General features: G+C 66.5%; 18 protein-coding genes and 1 tRNA gene. 7 read left to right on the forward strand and 12 right to left on the reverse strand.

What is annotated here, in order from left to right:
- The 6 genes from ACODS2_RS00380 to ACODS2_RS00405 all read right to left on the reverse strand — a co-directional run bounded on the left by ACODS2_RS00380 (position 1) and on the right by ACODS2_RS00405 (position 6,416).
- Entirely contained in the window at positions 1 to 978 is a 978-nt protein-coding gene (locus ACODS2_RS00380; RefSeq protein ID WP_488997095.1) for an alpha/beta hydrolase, read from the reverse strand.
- A gap of 43 nt (positions 979 to 1,021) precedes the next feature.
- On the reverse strand, positions 1,022 to 2,428 hold the full coding sequence (locus tag ACODS2_RS00385) for a PAS domain-containing protein (RefSeq protein ID WP_488997096.1): 1,407 nt from the start codon (positions 2,426 to 2,428) through the stop codon (positions 1,022 to 1,024).
- A gap of 147 nt (positions 2,429 to 2,575) precedes the next feature.
- Positions 2,576 to 3,460 (reverse strand): HpcH/HpaI aldolase/citrate lyase family protein, encoded by an 885-nt coding sequence (locus ACODS2_RS00390; RefSeq protein WP_488997097.1) that lies wholly within the window; start codon positions 3,458 to 3,460, stop codon positions 2,576 to 2,578.
- A gap of 88 nt (positions 3,461 to 3,548) precedes the next feature.
- A complete protein-coding gene (locus tag ACODS2_RS00395; RefSeq protein WP_488997098.1) occupies positions 3,549 to 4,043 on the reverse strand; it encodes a DUF2141 domain-containing protein in 495 nt (164 codons plus the stop codon).
- Complete coding sequence (locus ACODS2_RS00400) at positions 4,040 to 4,750, reverse strand: sterol desaturase family protein (protein WP_488997099.1); 711 nt, start codon at positions 4,748 to 4,750, stop codon at positions 4,040 to 4,042. Before ACODS2_RS00400 ends, ACODS2_RS00395 begins: the two co-directional genes overlap by 4 nt.
- Positions 4,751 to 4,862: 112 nt before the next feature.
- On the reverse strand, positions 4,863 to 6,416 hold the full coding sequence (locus ACODS2_RS00405; RefSeq protein WP_488997100.1) for a DEAD/DEAH box helicase: 1,554 nt from the start codon (positions 6,414 to 6,416) through the stop codon (positions 4,863 to 4,865).
- Between the two features lie 286 nt (positions 6,417 to 6,702).
- Between ACODS2_RS00405 and ACODS2_RS00410 the strand changes: the two genes are divergently transcribed.
- Both ACODS2_RS00410 and ACODS2_RS00415 read left to right on the forward strand, forming a co-directional pair.
- Positions 6,703 to 8,028 carry a M20/M25/M40 family metallo-hydrolase gene (locus ACODS2_RS00410; RefSeq protein WP_488997101.1) on the forward strand — a complete coding sequence of 442 codons (1,326 nt, stop codon included), beginning with the start codon at positions 6,703 to 6,705 and terminating at the stop codon, positions 8,026 to 8,028.
- Complete coding sequence (locus ACODS2_RS00415) at positions 8,028 to 8,213, forward strand: DUF1289 domain-containing protein (protein ID WP_298172251.1); 186 nt, start codon at positions 8,028 to 8,030, stop codon at positions 8,211 to 8,213. Before ACODS2_RS00410 ends, ACODS2_RS00415 begins: the two co-directional genes overlap by 1 nt.
- Here ACODS2_RS00415 and ACODS2_RS00420 read toward each other — a convergent pair.
- On the reverse strand, positions 8,186 to 9,565 hold the full coding sequence (locus tag ACODS2_RS00420) for an alginate export family protein (RefSeq protein ID WP_488997102.1): 1,380 nt from the start codon (positions 9,563 to 9,565) through the stop codon (positions 8,186 to 8,188). The two genes, ACODS2_RS00415 and ACODS2_RS00420, sit on opposite strands and share 28 nt — an antisense overlap.
- Positions 9,566 to 9,929: 364 nt before the next feature.
- Between ACODS2_RS00420 and ACODS2_RS00425 the strand changes: the two genes are divergently transcribed.
- Positions 9,930 to 10,505, forward strand: coding sequence for a TMEM165/GDT1 family protein (locus ACODS2_RS00425; protein WP_488997886.1), 576 nt, complete (start codon positions 9,930 to 9,932; stop codon positions 10,503 to 10,505).
- On the opposite strand, the gene ACODS2_RS00430 is transcribed toward ACODS2_RS00425, so the two are convergent.
- Positions 10,502 to 11,002, reverse strand: a complete 501-nt coding sequence (locus ACODS2_RS00430) for an MmcB family DNA repair protein (RefSeq protein WP_488997103.1) — start codon at positions 11,000 to 11,002, stop codon at positions 10,502 to 10,504. The genes ACODS2_RS00425 and ACODS2_RS00430 overlap by 4 nt on opposite strands.
- 47 nt (positions 11,003 to 11,049) lie before the next feature.
- Complete coding sequence (locus ACODS2_RS00435) at positions 11,050 to 11,430, reverse strand: hypothetical protein (protein WP_488997104.1); 381 nt, start codon at positions 11,428 to 11,430, stop codon at positions 11,050 to 11,052.
- A 146-nt stretch (positions 11,431 to 11,576) separates the two neighbouring features.
- On the opposite strand from ACODS2_RS00435, the gene ACODS2_RS00440 reads away from it, so the two are divergent.
- Positions 11,577 to 11,653: transfer RNA gene (locus ACODS2_RS00440), tRNA-Arg, on the forward strand.
- Positions 11,654 to 11,923: 270 nt separating this feature from the next.
- On the opposite strand, the gene ACODS2_RS00445 is transcribed toward ACODS2_RS00440, so the two are convergent.
- Positions 11,924 to 12,805 (reverse strand): enoyl-CoA hydratase/isomerase family protein, encoded by an 882-nt coding sequence (locus tag ACODS2_RS00445; protein ID WP_488997105.1) that lies wholly within the window; start codon positions 12,803 to 12,805, stop codon positions 11,924 to 11,926.
- Positions 12,806 to 12,824: 19 nt separating this feature from the next.
- Complete coding sequence (locus ACODS2_RS00450) at positions 12,825 to 13,604, reverse strand: SDR family NAD(P)-dependent oxidoreductase (RefSeq protein ID WP_488997106.1); 780 nt, start codon at positions 13,602 to 13,604, stop codon at positions 12,825 to 12,827.
- Positions 13,605 to 13,903: 299 nt separating this feature from the next.
- Between ACODS2_RS00450 and ACODS2_RS00455 the strand changes: the two genes are divergently transcribed.
- The 3 genes from ACODS2_RS00455 to ACODS2_RS00465 all read left to right on the forward strand — a co-directional run bounded on the left by ACODS2_RS00455 (position 13,904) and on the right by ACODS2_RS00465 (position 18,002).
- Positions 13,904 to 14,803, forward strand: a complete 900-nt coding sequence (locus ACODS2_RS00455; protein ID WP_488997107.1) for a helix-turn-helix transcriptional regulator — start codon at positions 13,904 to 13,906, stop codon at positions 14,801 to 14,803.
- Between the two features lie 94 nt (positions 14,804 to 14,897).
- Positions 14,898 to 17,075: a TonB-dependent receptor gene (locus tag ACODS2_RS00460; protein WP_488997108.1), complete on the forward strand. Its 2,178-nt coding sequence runs from the start codon at positions 14,898 to 14,900 to the stop codon at positions 17,073 to 17,075.
- 12 nt (positions 17,076 to 17,087) lie between these two features.
- A complete protein-coding gene (locus ACODS2_RS00465; RefSeq protein WP_488997109.1) occupies positions 17,088 to 18,002 on the forward strand; it encodes an alpha/beta hydrolase in 915 nt (304 codons plus the stop codon).
- Between the two features lie 18 nt (positions 18,003 to 18,020).
- On the opposite strand, the gene ACODS2_RS00470 is transcribed toward ACODS2_RS00465, so the two are convergent.
- Entirely contained in the window at positions 18,021 to 18,581 is a 561-nt protein-coding gene (locus ACODS2_RS00470; RefSeq protein WP_488997110.1) for a VOC family protein, read from the reverse strand.
- Positions 18,582 to 18,650: the final 69 nt, after the last annotated feature.

An 18,650-nucleotide genomic window follows, 5' to 3' on the forward strand; every position in this document is an offset into this window, starting at 1 on the left:
TTATCCGCCATGCGCCTGAACCGCCGGTGAAGCAGTCACCTTGGCCAGGAACGGCAGCACGGCGTCAAGGCTTCGCGGATCGTGCGAGAAGGGCCGCGCGAACATCATGATCAGGCCCTCGTGGGTCACGCCGTCCAGCAGCACGGCCCGCGTCGGCGCGCCGGCGCGGGTCATCGTGCGGGCAAGTTCGACCGAATTGCGCGGGCGCACGCGGGTATCGGCGGTTCCGTGGACAAGCAGCAGCGGCGGCCCTCCGGCGCGGGCGTGGACCACCGGCTGGGTCTCTTCGGGATCGGGTGCCTTGCCGAAGCTCAGCTTGGTGGCGTCGGAATCGAAGGGATAGAAATCATAGGGACCGGCAAGCCCGACCACCCCGCGCAGGGCATCCGCCGAAAGGCCGCGGGCCGCCAGCCAGCGCTTGTCGAGCCCGAGCATGACCGCGTTGTAGGCCCCGGCGGAGTGCCCCATCAGCACGACGCGGGAAGGATCACCGCCAAGCTTTGCGGCATGGTCAGCCACCCAGCGCAACGCGGCAGCGCCATCCTCCAGCATCCCGGGATAGCGCGCCTTGGGATAGAGCCGGTAGCCGGCCAGCACCACGGCATAGCCTTGCGGTGCCAGCGCGCGGGCCATGAAGCGATAATCATGCGGATCGCCCGAGCGCCACCCACCGCCATGGATGAACACCACGATCGGCAGCGGTCCCTTCGCGGAGCCGGTATCGGCGGGCAGGAACATCTCCAGCTTCTGCGCCGGATCACTGCCATACCGCACCGATGCAACTTCGCGGATCATGCCGTCGCCCCCGCGCAGCACGCGGTCCGCGTTGTCGAGCATCGCCACGGCCTCCGTCGCAAGTGCTTGCCGATAAAGCAGAAAACCGCCCACGCCGAGCAGTGCGAGCACGGCCAGCGTCCACAGGAGCCAGCGGCGGCGCGGCTTGCCGGGTGCGCGTTTCAGGATCGTTAGGTCAGCCATGGCGCATGGCTAGACGGTTTTGTTCAGGCGGGAAAGCGGCCCTTCAGCCCAGCAGGCGGCGCGCGGCGCGCTCCAGAAGCGGCTGGTCATCGGCAATCTCGCCAAGCAGCACCGCGGGGCCGCTCGCCAGACGGCGCACCAGCACCAGCGCGAATTCGGCGCCGTCCGGTTCCAGCGCATAGAGCGGCTTGTGATCGAGCGTGCGCAGGTTCTCGACCAGCGATGCGCGCGGCGCAGGCGCGGTCTTGCCGGTTTCCTCGCGCCGCAGCTTGCGCTCCAGCGCGACGACGCCCTTGAGTCCGCCGGACGCCTTGGCAAGGTAACCGCCAAGCTCGCCGTAGCCGAGCGCAAGGCGCTGTGCATGGGTCAGCGCGGTGGTGTATTCCGCGATGCGCGTCTTGTCGTAGTCCGCGCCAAACACGAGCTTGACCAGCGGGGTCAGCGGCGCACGCGCCTGCATGGTGAGGCCCGCATCGGCGACCATTTCAGCATAGTCTTCGGGCGCATCTTCGGCCGCGAGTGCGAAGTCCCACGCCCGGCCGATCGCGGCATAGAGCGCGCCGCGCGTGCGGTCTTCGCTGGCGTGGGCGATGTGCGCCAGATCGCGTGCCGAGGCGAGCCAGTCCGCCAGGCAGGCCGGTTCGGGCTCCCCCGGTGCGAGGCCGTGCTCGGGCTCGGCCGCTTCGCCGGCGATGATTTCAGCGCCGAACTCGGCCAGATCGAGCGGCTGTTGGCCTTCGAACCCGGCGATTTCGCCGTCCGGCCCATCGGCCCAGCCGCCCAGCGGCACCGTTGCCCGGCGCGGCGCGAGCGTGGCGCTGCTCGGGCGCTGATCCAGCGACTGGTCGATCTCCAGCAGCAGCGCGTCGGTGGTCTGCTGGTCGGCCAATTCCTTCCAGTTGATCACGCCGTAAAGGTAGTCGATCGTGGTGTTGTCGGTCGAAAAGGGCAGGAGAATGCCCCGGTACAGGATCGTGCGGCCGCGCTGGTTGACGAATTCGGCCTCGAAGCCGATCGGCGCCTGGTTGGCGATGATCTGCAGATAATGATCGGTGATGCGCGACAGCAGCGAGCGTCCCGGAATGTCGCTCAGGCGGCGCAGCGGGCTGCCGGCCTCGCATTCATCGGCAAGCACCTGGCCCAGGAACGGGATCGCTGGATCCTCGATGCCGTTGTCGAAGTGCAGCAGCACCGAATGGTCGGCAAAATCGGGCAAGTGCCCGTCGAGCAGCGATTGCACGGGCGGGAACTGCCCTTGATCCAGCAGGCTCGCCCAGAAATTGTAGGCGCGCACCTGCATGCGGCGCTCGTCCTGCCCGATCGGCGGCGGCGGCGCGGCGACCGTGCCCTGCTCGTCGATCGATTCCTCGTAAGCGGTATAATCGGCGGCATAGTCGAGAGGGTCCTGGCCCTCTGAACCGTCCTTGCTGATGCCGCGATACGTATCCATGAACCAGTCCCCGTGGTCGTCCGATGGGGCCCGTCATGGCGCAACATGGTAAAGATGTGTTTAAGTTGCGCCGCGCCTCTGCACGCAATCGTTCGAATATGGCGGCGTTCGAATATGGTGGGTTCCCAATCCCGGTCCCGCGATCAATCAGCGCGCGGCGATGGCCGATGCCTTGGCCAGCAGCCGCACCGCCATGTCGCGGTGCAGCAGTTCGGCCATCTTGCCGCCCACCTTGAGCGCGCCCTTGCCCGCATTCGCAGGGTCCGCAAACGCGGCAACGATGGCTTCGGCTTCCGCCACTTCGGTTTCGGCCGGTGCGAACACGCGGTTGGCGGTTTCGATCTGCGAGGGATGGATGAGCGTCTTTCCGTCGAGACCCAGCTCGCGCGCCTGCACGCATTCCGCTTCGAGCCGCGCGGGATCGTCGATCGCGTTGCACACCCCGTCGAGCAGGACGAGGCCATGCGCGCGCGCCGCCATCAGCGATTGCACCATGACCGGCACGAACCCGGCGCGTCCCGGCACTTGCGCCATGCCGGTTTCCTTGGCGAGATCATTCAGCCCGAGCACGAACCCGGCGAGCCGCGAGAGCCGCGCCGTTTCCGCGATCCGCTCCAGCGCGAGCACCGCCCGGGGCGTTTCGATCATCACCCACAGGCGGACGGCGGGATCATAGCCTGCCCCGTCCATCGCCACCGAAAGCGCCACGACGTCGGCGGCATCGTCGACCTTGGGCGCCAGCAGGGCGTGGAGTGGGCAGCCCGCCAGCGCGGCGAGATCGGCCTTGCCCCAGGGCGAGCCGAGCGGGTTGATCCGTGCGATCATTTCCCGGTGCCCGAAACCGCCAGCCGTCAGTTCTTCCACCAGTGCGGTGCGGGCCTCGTCCTTCATCTCGGGCGCAACGGCATCTTCGAGATCGAGCGCGACGGCATCGCAGGGCAGCGCACGCGCCTTGTCGACAGCACGGCGGTTGCTGGCAGGCATATAGAGCAGCGAGCGCAGCGGCTGCGCTTGAATCAGGGCTTCCGGCACACACTTCTCCGAGAAAGTATGGGGCACTTGGGCATGGGGCGATTGGCCCCCGCCCTTTCCCGATGCCGCGTCGCTGCGCAAGCGATTGTTACAGGATATAGCGCACCTTGATGGCGGTCCGCAGTTGCGCGGGGCCGACCTGGAACGAGGCCGCGCCGAAGCGGGGCGGGCCGAACTGCAGCGGCGCATCGCGCGAAAAGCCGAAGCCCTCGCGCGGGAGCATCATCATCTTGTCCATGCGGCCATTGCCGTTTTCGTCATGAAACAGCGCGATGGCATAGCGGCCTTGCGGCACGTCCTTGAACTGCACCGTTTCGCCATTCAGCGCCGGCACGGTCAGATGCCGCGCATAGGGGTCCTTCTGGCAATCGGGGAATGTCTTCGGATTGGCGGTCATGCAGGCCATGATCTGGCCGCGACTGGACCGCAGCCCGTCGATCTCCACGAGGATCGAACTGGGCGCGGCCGGGCCAGCCTGCACCGGCCCCTGCGGACGCGGCTGGATCTGCGGCAGCGGCACCGCCGCCATGGCCAGCGGCGCGGTGAGCAGGGCGAGCCCCAGCGTAAGCCCCTTTCGCTTCATGGCGCGGATATTCCCTTGTCGGTCCCGCAAACGTGATCCCAGAAGCGGAAGTAGAGGCCAAAGTTGCATCGATAGAGCTCGTGATGACGGTGATGATGGCTGGCTGTTATCACCCATTGCCCTACAGTTGAGTGAACGAGGGCCTTGGAAAACAGTTCCCAGCCCATGTGATTGGTCACGCCCATCACGGTCATCACCATCAGCACGAGGCCAAGCACGCCGGCGTGGATCGGCACCACGAAGACCAGCGCAGGAATGAACAGGCCGACGATCGCGGCCTCGACCGGGTGGAAATTCATCGCCGCCCATGCCGTCGGCGGACGGCTGGCATGGTGCACCGCATGGACCGCACGGAACACCTGCGGGCGGTGCATCCAGCGATGCGTCCAGTAGAACCAGGTATCGTGGAGCGCGAGGTAGACGAACAACGAGACCGGCAGCCACCACAGCGGCCAGTCGTTCACGTTGGTATAGACCCGCGTCCAGCCATAATGCTGCCAGCCCCAGGCGATGATCCCCGCCGGCACGCCGTAGATCGCGGCAGAGGCAAGGCTCCACGTGATCTCGCTGCGCATCTGGCGGGCAAGACCGTTGTAGTGGCCGGGGCGCACCAGTTTGGTCAGCCAGGCGAACAGGCCGCTCACCGCCAGATAGCGCACCGCGACGATCACGGTCATCACCAGCGCAGAGAGCCACAGTTCGGTCATGCGCGGTCAGAAGGGCAAGGCTGGGTCACCCCACCCCTATGCCAAGCCCGCGCAGCCGTGGACAGCCCGCATTCGGGGTAGTCCACAAGCCGACGCGAGCTCGGTCCGGTCATCAGATGGCCCGACGAACCTTGTTGCGGTGCTGGCCGACGCCGGGAGCCCCGCCACCCGTGCGCGGGCGGAAGCTGCGGGGCTTTTCGCCCTGCGGGCCGTCGCCGCGTTCGGCGCGGGCCGGGTTGCCCACGGGGCCACGATCATCGACCTTGCGCGGATTGGGATCGCGGGGACGTCCATCGACCCCCTGCGCGCGGCCACCGGGCGAACGGTCGTCGCGCCGATTGGGATTGGGGCCTGCACCCCGACCTTCGCCACCACGACCCTGGCCGCCTCGGCCCTGACCACCGCCACGGTTGCCGCCCCGATCACCGCCGCGCCCGCGTGCATCGCGGTCATCGCGGCGCGCATCGCGCTCGGCTTCCTCGGGCTTGCGGCTGACAGCGGGTAGCTTTGCGGCCTCGGCCAGGAAGCCTTCGGGCAGCGGCAGCGGCATGAGCTTGATGCCGGTCAGCTTCTCGATGTCCTTGAGGTAGGGCTTCTCGTCCGGCGCGCAGAAGCTGATTGCCTCGCCATCAGCACCTGCACGCGCGGTGCGGCCGATGCGGTGGACATATTGCTCGGCCACGTTGGGCAGCTCGAAGTTGAACACGTGGCTCACCCCGGTCACGTCGATCCCGCGCGCGGCGATATCGGTGGCAACGAGGATCGGGCAGGAACCCTGGCGGAACGCGTCCAGCGCGGCGGTGCGCTGCGCCTGGCTCTTGTTGCCGTGGATCGCGCGGGCGCTGATCGAAGCGGCGGAGAGGTGGCGCACCACGCGGTCCGCGCCGTGCTTCGTGCGGGTAAACACCAGCGCGCGGTCCAGCTTGCCATCAGCCAGCAGCGCACGGATGCGCAGCGTGAGCAGCGCCTGCTTCTCGGCCTGATTGACGAAGGTGACGAACTGCTCGACGCGCTCGGCCGTGCTCGCCTGCGGAGTCACTTCCACGCGCACCGGGTTGTTGATGAACTGCTTGCCGAGATCCGCGATGGCCTTGGGCATCGTCGCGGAGAAGAACAGGCTCTGCCGCTCCTTGGGCAGCAGGTTCGCCACACGCTTCAGCGCATGGATGAAGCCGAGGTCCATCATCTGGTCCGCTTCATCGAGCACGAAGATCTCGACGCGGCTGAGCGTCAGCGCGCGCTGGTCGATAAGGTCGAGCAGGCGGCCCGGCGTTGCCACCAGAATGTCGCAGCCCGGCACGAGGCGGCGGGCCTGCTTGCCCACCGGCACGCCGCCGAACACGCAGTCGACCGTCAGGCGCAGGTTCTTGGCATATGCCGCAATGTTCTCGGCAATCTGCGCGGCGAGCTCACGCGTGGGCGAAAGCACCAGCATGCGGCACGAGGCGGGCTTGCGCGGCTTCATGTCCGCCGCAAGGCGGTGGAGCGAGGGCAGCGCGAAAGCGGCGGTCTTGCCGGTGCCGGTCTGCGCGATGCCGAGCAGGTCGCGGCCTTCGAGCAGCGCGGGGATCGACTGACGCTGGATCGGCGTCGGGTCGGTGTAGCCCTTGCTGGCAAGCGCGTGGAGAATGGGCTCGGCAAGGCCGAGATCGCTGAAATATGACATGTAGAATCCAATCGGGTGTTTGGGCGCACGGCACGATGCGGCGCGCAGGCAGAAGGTCGACCATGCGACCCATGCGTGAAGGGGAAGCCAAGCGAAGCAGCCGTTCGACCGGGGCGGGTCTCGCCCTGAAACGGCGGACCTCACGCTTGCCCGGGCCTGCGGCGGAAAGTCCGCTCGCCAGTCCTGCTGGACGCGCACCTAAGCGCAATTGCGCGCAAAAGCAAGGAAATTGCGCGAGAGGGTTGCAGGCTTTCCAAGTGCCAGCCTGTCGTTCTATCACGGTGCGATGCACCACCGCCTTGCCTTCGCGCTGTTCGCCGCCTCCCCCCTGCTCCCCGCCAGCGCATTTGCCGCGCCTGCACTGACTGCGCCTGACAAGCGCATGGTCGCCACGGTGGAGGCGAACGAGGCGCGCGATCTCGCCCTGCTCGAAAAGCTGGTCAACCAGAACTCCGGCTCGCGCAATATCGCCGGGGTCAAGGCCGTGGCCGCGGTGGTGCGGCCCGAATTCGAAGCGCTGGGCTTCACCGTGAAATGGTTGCCGATGGAACAGACCGGGCGCGCCGGGCATCTTGTCGCCACGCATACCGGCAAGCCGGGTGCCAAGCGTCTGCTGCTGATCGGCCATCTCGATACGGTGTTCGAGCCGGATTCGCCGTTCCAGACTTTCACCCGGCGGGGCGATTTCGCCAGCGGCCCCGGCGTGGCGGACAACAAGGGCGGCGTGGTCGCCATGCTCGCTGCGCTGCGGGCGATGGCAGCGGCGGGCACGCTCAAGCAGGCCAACATCGTCGCCTACCTGACGGGCGACGAGGAAGACGCCGGTGATCCGCAGTCTGCCGCGCGCGCCGATCTGATCGCAGAGGGCAAGAAGGCCGACGTCGCGCTCGATTTCGAAGGCCTTGCCCGCGATCTGGGGCCGGATGGCAAGCTTGTCGACATGGGCTCGATCGCCCGCCGCTCGGCCTATAGCTGGACGATCGAGGTCACAGCTAAATCGGGCCATTCCAGTGGTGTGTTCGGCGCAGATGGCGACGGCGCGATCTATGCCCTCGCGCGCATGCTCGCCGCGATCCGTGCCGAAGTGCCCGAACCCAATCTCACGCTCAATGTCGGCATGATCGCGGGCGGCGCGGAAGCGGCGCTTGCCGCCGATCAGGCCCACGTCAGCGCCGCGGGGAAGACCAACATCATCCCGGCCAAGGCCGTCGCGCGTGGCGACTTGCGCACCCTTTCGCCTGAACAGAACACCCGTGCGCAGGAAAAGATGGCCGCAATCGTCGCGCGCGCCTTCCCCGGTGCCACGGCCCGGATCGTGTTCGAGGATGGCTACCCGCCGATGGCGCCGACCGACGCCAACCGCGCGCTGCTCGCCCGGCTCAACGATGTGAACGCCGCGCTCAGCCTCCCCGCAATGGCCCCGCTCGATCCGCTCAAGCGCGGCGCGGGGGATATCAGCTTCGTCGCCGCCGATGTGCCTGGCCTCGTCGGGCTTGGCCCCGCGAGCAAAGGGGATCACACCCCGGCGGAGACGGTCGATCTCATCAGCCTCACCCTCCAGGCCAAGCGCGCCGCGCTGCTGATGAGCCGGTTGGCGGCGGAAAAGCGCTGATGGACCATCCGCCCAGCCCCTGCACCGGCACCTGCACGCTCGATCCGTTCACAAAGCTGTGCCGCGGCTGCGCGCGCACGATCGAGGAAATCATGGTCTGGCCCAGTGCCAGCGCCGCGCAGAAGCACGCCATCCTCGGCGCGTTGGGCGATCGCCTTCAGAGCGTCAGCGTCAGGTCGAAATAACCGTAGACGCTGTTGCCGCTCGCCGGAGCATTGGGCGCATCGCGCAGGACCCCGTGCTTGAACAGCACTGCGCCGCCCGTCTCGGCTTGCAGCAGTGCGGGCACGAGCCAATGCCGCACCCGCGCCTCGGCCTGATGACCGGCAAAGCGCCCCGAAGCGCCCTTCGCATCGCGCACGCCCGTGGTCGCAAAGGCATCGCGCGGGTTTTCGAGCCACATCGCGCGGTAGGAGAGCATCACGTCGGTCTGCTTGTCCGGCTCCGCTTCCAGCCGCAGCCCTGGTGAAAGGATGTTGGTCCGCTGCAAGGCGCCATAGAGCGCCGTCGGCCCGAAATCGAAGCGCCGCGCTCCATAGAGAGTATCGAACCGGCCATAGTGTCCCGCCCGGCCGTCATCGCCGCTCGCGGCATCGAACAGCGCGGCGAGGCGCGGCGTCCACCCGGTCTTGAGCGTGTAGCCCGCCTCAGCATGGAGGAACCACGCCCCAACATCGAGGTCGGTCCGGTCCGCCGCCGCCGCGCTGCGCCGCGCGGTGCCGAACTGGTAGGCGCCTTCGACGTCATGGTCCCACTTGCCCGCCGCCGGCCGCACGAAGGTCCGGGCGCCCACGGTCCAGAGCCGGCGGTTGCGCGTCTGCCGGTTGTCGCCGTCCTGTTCGGCCAGCCGGAAGCCATATGTCTCTAGCGTCCCGCCCAGCACATGCCGCAGCGTGGCATGCGCGCCGAAGAACTGGACGCGGGTGGTTTCCAGATCGACCTTCACGCGGTTGTCCCGCAGCCCTTGCGAATCGTCGGGCCGGCGTATCTGGGGCATGGTCCAGAACGCTTGCAGCCGCGTGCCGCCCTGCGTGGTCCATTCCAGGTTCGCGCCGGTAAAGCCGTTGGTGGTCTGGCGAAAGCGGTTGCGCGCGACCAGCCGCCGCGAGCCGATATCCATGGTCTGGCGGCCCAGCGTCAGCATGCCGTGTCCGCCTTTCGCACCCTTGCGCCCATCGCCCAGCTCGATCCTGGCATAGGCCTGTACCAGCTCGAGCGAATTGACGTCCGATGTCGTGATGCTCGAAGTCGGCCCCTCGCCATAGGCGCGCGCATCCCACAGCTCGCCGCCGAAGCGGACGGGTCCCGCATCGTATTCGATGGCGAGCGTGGTGCGCAGCGAAAAGAGCGAATCCGCAGCGGCAGGGCTGGGGCGGAACTGCCCGTCGATCCCCTCGACCCGCGCGCGCACGGTCGCGCTGATCGAAAGCTCCTCGGGCGCCCCCAGCGCTTCGGCGAGGGGGCCGGGCTTAGCCGAGGCAGGCACGGCAGCAGCAAGCGCGGCCAGCGCCGCGAAGGAAAGGGCTCTCTTGGTCAAGGTCGCTTCCAAAGATCCAGGGCGCGTCCCCTCCCGGTGTCGGGTCGGTGCATGAAGGCGCCGTGCCGCGCATAGAGCATCCGGCCGCGCCGTCCAACCGGGCTTGCCGCCCGGGGCAAACGGTCCTAGGGCCGCAGGCAGTCACTTGGGGAGTAGCCGCTGCGCGTCCCGCGCGCAGTCCCCCCGTCCAGCGGACGGACGCGTCAACATGCTTGGTCGAGAGGCCATGGCGCAGGCGGCAGGCACGGAGCGTCCCCGTTCCACTTGCCGGGCGAGACCAATGGCACCGTATTTCCCTGTCCGGCCGGGCGGGGGAGGCCGGTGCCGTTGTCTCGATCAGCTCGCCCGGCCCCGGAACATGTCCATGCTCGAAGCTCTGTTCACCTCCACTGCCATCGTCGCTCTCGCCGAGATCGGCGACAAGACGCAGCTCCTTGCCATCGTGCTCGCTGCAAGGTTCAAGCGGCCCGTGCCGATCGTGCTCGGCATACTAGTCGCCACGCTGGCCAACCATTTCCTCGCCGCGATGGCGGGATCGCTCGCTGCCGGGTGGTTCGACGGCCCCGCCTTCCGCTACGCCGTCGCCGTCGGCTTCCTCGCCATGGCGGCCTGGACCCTGGTGCCGGACAAGTTCGATGATGACGAAGCACCTGCCGTTTCGCGCGGCGGCGCGTTTCTCACCACTCTCGTCGCGTTCTTCCTCGTCGAGATGGGCGACAAGACGCAGATCGCCACAATCGCGCTCGGCGCCCGTTTCCACGATGCGCTGGCGGTCACGGCGGGCACCACGCTTGGCATGATGCTCGCCAATGTGCCTGCGGTGCTGCTCGGCGGCGAACTGGTCAAGCGCGTGCCGCTGGGCGTCGTGCGCACGGTCGCCGCGCTCCTGTTCGCGCTGCTGGGCCTTTGGCTCCTGCTCGCGACAGCGGGAGTCATCTAGCTTTCCTCACCCCAGCCGGCACATAGCGGATCGCCGCTGACCACCAGCCGCCGCAGCGCCGCGCGTGCCAGCCGCTCGGTCTCGGCCTTGCGGCGCGCGGCGGCGAGGGGGAGGCTGGGGGCAGGGCGCAGGATCTCGGCATCATAGCCATCCGCCACGATCACCCCGCACAGGTCCGGCCGGAACGCCGGTGTTTCGAGGCACGCGCGGTCGAGGTGCGGGGCAAGCCCCCAGTAGAACCGGTCGCAGTACTCCAGATAATCCGGCCACTTCGCATCACCGAGGAGATCGGCGCGCGCCACCTTGATCTCCACGATCACGATCCGGCCCTTGCCGTCGATCCCCATCAGGTCCGCTCGCCGGCCGGAGCGCAGCGGCATTTCGGGCAGGCACCAGATCCCGTTGCGCGCAAAGAGCCGGCCGATCCCGCGGGCGACGGCCTGTGCCTCCCGCTCGGCGGGAACAGGTGTGGCGGCAGGGAGGGCCGAATCGAGCATGGCCCCAGTTTAAGAACAAAAATGGAACAAGGGAAGAGCGCCGAGCGCTATCGCTCGATCCCCAGCGGCGGGATCAGCGCGAGCAGGCCCGCGCGCGCCGTGTGGAATTCCTGCCACAGCGCCAGCGCCGCCGCGCTTGCGGCGGCGCCGCTGCCATGCAGTGCCAACAGCGCGGCAAGACCGGGTTCGAGAATCGCGGCCAGATCGTCCACACCCTGTTCGGCCAGCCGATATCGCCAGCCGCCCGTATCGCGCATCATCGCGGGAAAGTTGCGAATCTCGGGCGAGCGGTACTCGGGCGCAATCCCGGCAAGTTCGCCGATCGCCGCCGCCGCCGCGTGCACCGCTTTCCACTTCATCGCCATCTGGCTCGCCGCCGCGTGGCCGCCAGCGCGATTCGCATCGTGAGAGGGGGGGCGAGTGGCCATGCGGGAGAGACTATCCCCGCGTCCGCTACCAAATCGCTAAACCGCAAACTTCTGGTTACGATCCTCTGGCTTTAGATCGCTGGCCATAAACCACTGGCCATAAACCACTGGAATGCCGCGCGCGGCGCTGCTAGGCGGTTCGCAAGGCACCCGTAGCTCAGCTGGATAGAGCGCTGCCCTCCGAAGGCAGAGGCCACAGGTTCGAATCCTGTCGGGTGCACCACCTTTCAAATCCCTGGCGGCAACCGGTCTGCTCCTTACGAAGTGCGTACGGAGCATAGTGGCATGTGCATTCTTACGCGGGTCAGTGGACGGCAATTGAGCCCAGCGACGTTTGCTTGCAGCGGCTCAATCGGCCTCGACAAGCAGCCGACTGGCTATGGCGGAAATAGCGCAAAGTCCCCTTGGGCCGGAGAGGTTTGATCCCGCCCCTCATCTGCTGATCATCCGCGAGCGGGAGACGGGCGCCTTCGCGAGAACCTCGCCCGTTCGCTCACCTCGTGTCAGCGGGTGCATTTGCACTTTCACCGCTATCCGGGACCGACGTGCGGTAATCTCCGAAGGCCCCATCGCGCGCATCGAGCGCACCGCGGACGTTACCGGCGCGGAATCCGGCGAAGGTCTGCCGGGAGGCCTCTGTCGTCATCGCCAAGGCCTGCATTTCCGTGCCCGCACGGATTGCAGACCGCAGCCCCATCGCTTCCATCGCGCGGTGCACCGATCGCTTGTTGATCTGCTGAACCTCGGGTGGGATCTTCGCGATCCGCTCCGCGATCTTGAGGACTTCGCCTTCAAGCGCCTCTTTGGGGAACGCCCGGTTGGCGAAACCTACGCGCACCGCTTCGTGGGCAGACAGCGCATCCCCGGTCAGCATCTGCTCCATCGCCGAGCGGAGGCCGCACAGCCACGGATGGAACTGGGTATCGGGCGGGCTCATGCCGCGCACCGGCGGATAGCCGATCTGCGCATCGTCGCTCAGGTAAATGAGATCGCAGGCCGTCGCGAGCTCCGTCGCCCCGGCGAGGCACCAGCCGTGAACTTGCGCAACAACGGGTTTCGCCAGATCCCAGATCCGGAACACCCCCTCGACGACATGCCGCGGCCAGAAGCCCGCGCCGCCTGCGGTGTGATAGGGCGGCACCTGCGTGCTGGCCTCCGGCGAAAGGTCATAGCCGGCGGAAAAGCAGGAACCAGCGCCCCGCAAGATGATCACCCGAACCTCGGGGTCCTTGTCGGCCTCTTCAAGCGCCGCAAACAGCTCGGTCCTGAGGGCATTTGAAAGCGCGTTGCGCTTCTCCGGACGGTTCAACGTGAGCCGGCGGATACCGGCACGCGGCGTGTCGCTCAGCACCAGAGACAGAGGCGCATCTTCCATCGGGGCAACTCCAGTTCGGTCAATAGATCGTGTACCCGCCATCAAGGACGATGCTGTCTCCGGTATGGAACCGTGATGCGTTAGAGGCGAGGTAGATCGCGATCCCGCCGAAATCCTCAGGCTCGATCCATTGCCGGAAGGGCACGCGCGAAATCACCTGCCGGTTGAACTTCTCGTTCGCTTGCGCGGCCTCGGTCATTTCGCTGACCGTCCAGCCAGGAAGCACCGCATTGGCGCGCACGCCGTAGCGAGCAAACTCGACAGCGGTTGCCCGAACCAGCGAACACAGTGCCCCTTTGGCCGCGCCATAGGCCTGATTGCGCGCCGCGCCGTGGATGGCCGAAGTCGACGAGATCGCAATCAGCGATCCCCCCGGATCGCCCGCTTCGGCACGCGCCTTCATATGCTTGCACGCCTCGCGCAGCGTGAAGAACACGCCGTCCAGATTGACCGCCATGACCTTGCGCCATTGCTCGGTCGGAAACTCGTCAAACGGAGCCCCACCGCCAACGCCGGCATTGGCCACGACCGTATCGACACGGCCGAATTCGGCGACCGCCTTTTCCATCGCCGCGCTCACCGCATGCTCGTCCGACACATCGACGATCTCGCTGGCGATGCGCGCTCCGGTTTCCTCCAGCCTGCTCTTCGCGGCAGCATTCTTGGCCGGGTTCGTTCCCCAGATGATCACGGACGCCCCTGCCTGCGCGAGCGCCTCTGCCATGCCGAGGCCGATGCCGCCGTTGCCCCCGGTCACGAGAGCTACCTTTCCGCTTAAGTCGAAGGGCTGGTAAGGCATTACGATACTTCCTTAATTCGCACCCGGTTGCCGCATTGTGTGAGAGGGTCCTCCACAAGCGCGAGCTAGTCCACTTCTGCAAAGTGCTAGTGGAATCGCGGCCGCTGTCGAGACCGCAACCGGGCGCTGGCGAAGGGCCTAATCTTGATTCTTTGTCGGAAATTGAACGCCGCAGGATTGGAAAAGTCCGACCAGGTAGCAAAAACGCCGGTCACGATGCACAAGATGTCGCCATGCCAGCGCCATCGATTCCCAGCAGCCTTCTCACAGGCCTTCTCGGATCGGGGCGTGCGGCTGCCTTGCTTGCAGCCGGGAACCTGCCGCTCGACACAGCCGAGATCGACCATCTCACGTTCTGGCGCCTGCTGCGCGACAACATCGTGCGCACTGGGGATGAGCACCATGCACTGGGCGCCAATGTGGTGCCCGAGGGCAGTTTCGAACTCCTGCTTGCCGCCATGCGGCTTGGCACCAATCTCGCGGACGGGTTGGAACGCCTTGCCGGTGCCGCGCGCATTCTCCGGCCCGATCTGGGAATTGTCGTTAGCCGCAAACGCCATCTCGTCCTGCAGTTTGCGCCGGGCGCGGTCCGCAGTGTGCAGCAGGCGCTCTATGTCGAGCTTATCGTCGTTGTGATCCACGCCGCCATCTGCTGGATGACCGGCAGCGTCTTCCGGCCACGCGCGATCATGGCGGCGCCTTGTGCCGAAGCCGGTTCGGGCGCTGTCTATGCGCTGCTGGGCACACCCATTCAGCGTCGCGGCAACGGCGTTGCCGTGCACTATGCTGCTGCGGATGGAGGCCGCGCCTTGTCCGCTGAAGCCTTCGATCTCTGGCCGACGCTGGTTTTCGAGGCCTATCGCCAACTGGCAAATTCGGCGACCGATGCATCTGCGGCAACGGCGGATCAGGTGAGAGCGCGATTGCTGATGGGCCGCGTCGATCAGACGACTGTGGCCCGGGAGATGGCCATCTCGGTCGCGTCGCTGCGCCGACGTCTCGCGGATGAAGGCCATCGGTTTCGTGATCTCGATCGCGAGGTGCGCCAGTCGCTTGCGCGGGACGGCATCGTGGCCGGGCGCAAGACCGAAGATATCGCCAGCGATCTGGGCTATTCGGAAGCCCGCAGCCTGCGCCGGGCCGCCAATCGCTGGTTCGGCAAACCTCCGACCGGCTTGCGGCAGCTGCCGATCGATTGAGCGAAATTGTCCGCCCCAACGGCAGCGCTGCCGTCCTTCCGCACCCGCTGATCCGCGATCTACACTCCTGAAAAACAACAGGGGAGGATCGTTCATGCGCAATCATCTGCTTATTGTGTCGACAGCGGCCACGCTGGCGTTCGCGCCGGATCTGGCCGCACAGCCGGTCACCTCCGCGGCCCCGGCGGCGCAAGACAATGCCGCCGACATCGTCGTGACGGCCGAGCGACGTTCCTCACGCGTACAGGACGTTCCCATCGCGATCTCGGCCTTGTCCGGCGATACATTGCGCGCTGCTGGCAACAACGGTCTGTCCGATCTGGCCAAGCGTGTCCCAAGCCTGACCTTCGCGCAGAGTTTCGGCATTGCGCAGGTCTTCATCCGCGGCGTGGGCAACAACTTCTTCTCGCCCGGCGGCGATCCCGGGGTCGCGACCTATGCCGATGGGGTCTATCTGTCCGATCAGGAGGCCACTGCAGTCGCATTTCTCGATCTCGAACGGGTCGAGGTCCTGCGCGGCCCCCAAGGCGCGCTCTATGGGCGCAATGCCACGGGCGGTGCGGTCAATCTGGTTTCGGCAGAACCGGAAGCAGCCTTCGCCGGACGTGTCGGCTTGCGGTTTGGTGATTTTGGCCGGATCGAAGCGGACGGCTTCGTCACGGGCGACATCGGCCGCGGCGTTCTGGTGCGCGCAAGCGGACAGGTGCGCCGGCTGCGCGGCTATGCCCGCAACGAGCTTACCGGGCCGGGACTGCCAACGCGGCTTGATGGCGAGAAGAGCTTTGCCGGGCGACTGCAGGTCCGCGTGCCGATCGGGGCGGGTTCGCTGCGGCTGATCGCGAACGGCTACACGCAGGATGATGTGGGACCGGGGTTGAAGATCCTTGCCGATCCCTTCCCCCAGCCCGCGCAGTTCCTTTATGGCGTGCGCCCATCGGACAGCCCGCGCAATTTCAAGAGCCAGGTTTCGGCGAACAAGCGCGACGTATGGTCGGTAACGGTCGCGCTCAAGCAGCCTCTTTCGAACACCATCGATGTCAATCTGATTGCCGACTATCGCCATTCGAACCGCGCGATCACCTATGATCAGGATGGTACCGAGCGCGAGGTTTCGCGCACCACACTCGATACGCGCAGTCATCAATGGAGCATCGAGGGCTATCTTCAGGGGCGTTCTGGTGGGTTCGACTGGCTGGTCGGCGCCAACTACCTCCAATTCGAACAGACCCGGGTGACGACTGTGCCCGGCCTTCTGCCGGCAGCTTTCCTCGATCCGTCCCTGCCACTCACGCTGCCATTTCCGTTCCGCTTCGATGGCGGCGGCACGATCCACACCAAGGCGTGGGCGGGCTATGCGGATGGTTCGCTGAAGCTGTCGGACACGATCAAGCTGCGACTTGGCGGACGGTATAGCGACGATGCCAAGCGGGCGGATGAATTCCTGACGTTCCTCGCGCCGACCATCCGTGGCACGCAGGCCAAGTCCTGGGGCCAGTGGTCGGGCAAGGCCGGGATCGACGTGACACCGGCCAAGGGCATCCTGCTCTACGGTTCGGTCGCGCGGGGCTTCAAGTCGGGCGCGCTCAATGTTGGTGCCTTTACGCCAGCGGTGAAACCGGAAATCAACGTGACCTGGGAGATCGGGGCGAAGCTCGAGACGGCGGATCGCCGGGCCCGGTTCAACCTCGCTGCGTTCACCAGCAGCTACAAGGACCTCCAGATCGTCCAGATCGGCCCGATCAGCCAGATCCTGGCCAATGCGGCCGATTCCACCATCAAGGGTATCGAGGCGGAGGCAAGCTTTCGCCCGGTCAGCGGGCTGACGCTGGGCGCCACGCTTTCCTACCTCGACGCGCGCTTCGGCAGTTTCTCCGCAACCGATCAGCGGCGCGCCTTCCAGCGGTTCGATCTGACCGGGAACCGCTTGCCGCTGACCTCGCGCTGGCAGGGCAGCGTTTCGGCGGGGTACGTGCTGCCGCTTGCCTCCGGAGCCACCATCGGGGTGGACAGCGCGGTGCAATTCCGCTCGGAATACTTCTTCACGGAGTTCAATACCGCCGATGCCCGGCAGGGCGGCTTTGCCCGCTTTGATCTCGCGGCCAACTGGACCAGCGCCGATCGGCGCTGGAAGGTTTCGGCATTCGGCCGAAACCTCTCCAACGAGCGGGTGCTGGCTGGTCTGGCCGTTGTTTCGCCCCTGCTCGGATCGGTCAGGGTCGCCTCGCTCGAACCGCCGCGCACGTTCGGCGTTGCGCTTGATATCAGCTTCTAGGAAGTGATGCCCATGGCCGATCGCCCCGATCTTGACCGCATCTTTGCCCACCTCGCATCGCCGCCCGCTGCCGGGGACAGCCCGCTGGCGGCGATGCGCGCCATGGTCGAAGACTACGGCATGGGTGCCTCTGGTGATGGATTGGTCGCGTGCCGCCGTCTGCCGACCATGATTGGTTCGCTCGAGGCCGAATGGCTGGTGCCGCCCGGCGCCTCGACCAGCCAGCGCATCGTGCATCTGCATGGCGGTGGCTGGTCTGCCGGCTCGATTTCCAGCCACCGCGCGTTCGCGGCCGAAATCGCTTACCGAACGGGGCAGGCGGTGCTGCTGCCGGCATATCGCCTGGCGCCTGAACACCCGTTCCCCGCCGGTCTCGACGATGCGATGGCGGCGCTGGCCCATGCGCAGGTCATGGGGCCAGAGGGACTAGGCACTTCCCGAGTGGCGGTTTCAGGGGATTCCGCTGGCGGGAATCTCGCCGTGGCCGTCGCTGCCCGCTGCATCGAAGAAGGATTGCAGGTGCCACTTGCGCTCTGGCTTGTGTCACCGTTTCTTGCGCCGGACCTGCCGGCCGATCGATTTGCCGCGCCGCTCAGGGATCCGGTGGTGGACCCGTTGTCCACGGCGGGCGTGGCCCAGATCTATGCTCCGGGGGTGGACGTGCTCGACCCCAGAATCTCGGTTCTGAGGACCACTGCCAAAACGCTGGCAGACTTTCCGCCAGTGCTGCTTCAGGCAAGCGGCGCAGAGGCACTGCGCGAACAGGCGGTGCGATTTGCCGATGCGGTCTGGAAGGCGGGTGCCTGGCTCAAACTGAGCCTGTGGCCGGGCATGCCGCATGTCTGGCCGGTCTTTGTCGGGATCCTGCCGGAAGCCGAACAGGCGATCATCGAGGCATCGGCGTTTCTGAAACAGCCGCAGCCGTAAGCCCGTTGGTTGCGAACATCACTTCGGCAAGAGTTGCGCGCGCTGGTAGGTCTTGATAGCCCCGCTTTCGACCGTCGCCGGGGTGTTTGCGTCGCGGGCTTCGTGCGCGCGCTTCCATACGCCGAACAAGCCCATGATATGGGGCGGATCGCCGTGGATCTCGGTGAAGCCGCCGTTGAGCGAGCGGGTGTCGAAGTAGGCGGCATTTACTTGATCGGCGTAGAGTTCGGTCGCGAGTGCATAGCCCATGTCGAGCCAGCGCTGGCGCTCGGCGGCGAAGTCGGAAACGAGATAGGCGATGTGGTGGAAGCCTTCCTCGCCGTCCCTGTACATGTCGCGGTAGATCGATGGCTGGTCATCATGCTGTTCGATGAACTGGATCATCGTATCGCCAAGATAGCCGAACGCGTAGGAAACATCGGCCTCGACCGCGGTGCCGCGATAGGTGAATTCCTCGCACCGATGGTGGCGCGCCATGAAGAAGGGCCCGGCGCCGAATGCCTCCGCCCACTTCTCCGCCGCCGCGTCGATGCTCTTCACGAAATAGGCATGCTGGAACAGCTGGCAGGACCGGGTCATGCGATCACTCCTTGCAGAACGCGCTCCGGCTTTCCGAAGCGCCTTGATCGATAACCCCGTAACCGCGCG

The organism is Novosphingobium sp. FG137, assembly GCF_057809735.1.

Bases quoted from the DNA above. Each gene is read 5' to 3' on its own strand.
- ACODS2_RS00380 (WP_488997095.1), bottom strand. From the start codon at position 978: ATGGCTGACCTAACGATCCTGAAACGCGCACCCGGCAAGCCGCGCCGC.
- ACODS2_RS00385 (WP_488997096.1), bottom strand. From the start codon at position 2,428: ATGGATACGTATCGCGGCATCAGCAAGGACGGTTCAGAGGGCCAGGAC.
- ACODS2_RS00395 (WP_488997098.1), bottom strand. From the start codon at position 4,043: ATGAAGCGAAAGGGGCTTACGCTGGGGCTCGCCCTGCTCACCGCGCCG.
- ACODS2_RS00400 (WP_488997099.1), bottom strand. From the start codon at position 4,750: ATGACCGAACTGTGGCTCTCTGCGCTGGTGATGACCGTGATCGTCGCG.
- ACODS2_RS00405 (WP_488997100.1), bottom strand. From the start codon at position 6,416: ATGTCATATTTCAGCGATCTCGGCCTTGCCGAGCCCATTCTCCACGCG.
- ACODS2_RS00410 (WP_488997101.1), top strand. From the start codon at position 6,703: ATGCACCACCGCCTTGCCTTCGCGCTGTTCGCCGCCTCCCCCCTGCTC.
- ACODS2_RS00415 (WP_298172251.1), top strand. From the start codon at position 8,028: ATGGACCATCCGCCCAGCCCCTGCACCGGCACCTGCACGCTCGATCCG.
- ACODS2_RS00425 (WP_488997886.1), top strand. From the start codon at position 9,930: ATGCTCGAAGCTCTGTTCACCTCCACTGCCATCGTCGCTCTCGCCGAG.
- ACODS2_RS00430 (WP_488997103.1), bottom strand. From the start codon at position 11,002: ATGCTCGATTCGGCCCTCCCTGCCGCCACACCTGTTCCCGCCGAGCGG.
- ACODS2_RS00435 (WP_488997104.1), bottom strand. From the start codon at position 11,430: ATGGCCACTCGCCCCCCCTCTCACGATGCGAATCGCGCTGGCGGCCAC.
- ACODS2_RS00445 (WP_488997105.1), bottom strand. From the start codon at position 12,805: ATGGAAGATGCGCCTCTGTCTCTGGTGCTGAGCGACACGCCGCGTGCC.
- ACODS2_RS00450 (WP_488997106.1), bottom strand. From the start codon at position 13,604: ATGCCTTACCAGCCCTTCGACTTAAGCGGAAAGGTAGCTCTCGTGACC.
- ACODS2_RS00460 (WP_488997108.1), top strand. From the start codon at position 14,898: ATGCGCAATCATCTGCTTATTGTGTCGACAGCGGCCACGCTGGCGTTC.
- ACODS2_RS00465 (WP_488997109.1), top strand. From the start codon at position 17,088: ATGGCCGATCGCCCCGATCTTGACCGCATCTTTGCCCACCTCGCATCG.
- ACODS2_RS00470 (WP_488997110.1), bottom strand. From the start codon at position 18,581: ATGACCCGGTCCTGCCAGCTGTTCCAGCATGCCTATTTCGTGAAGAGC.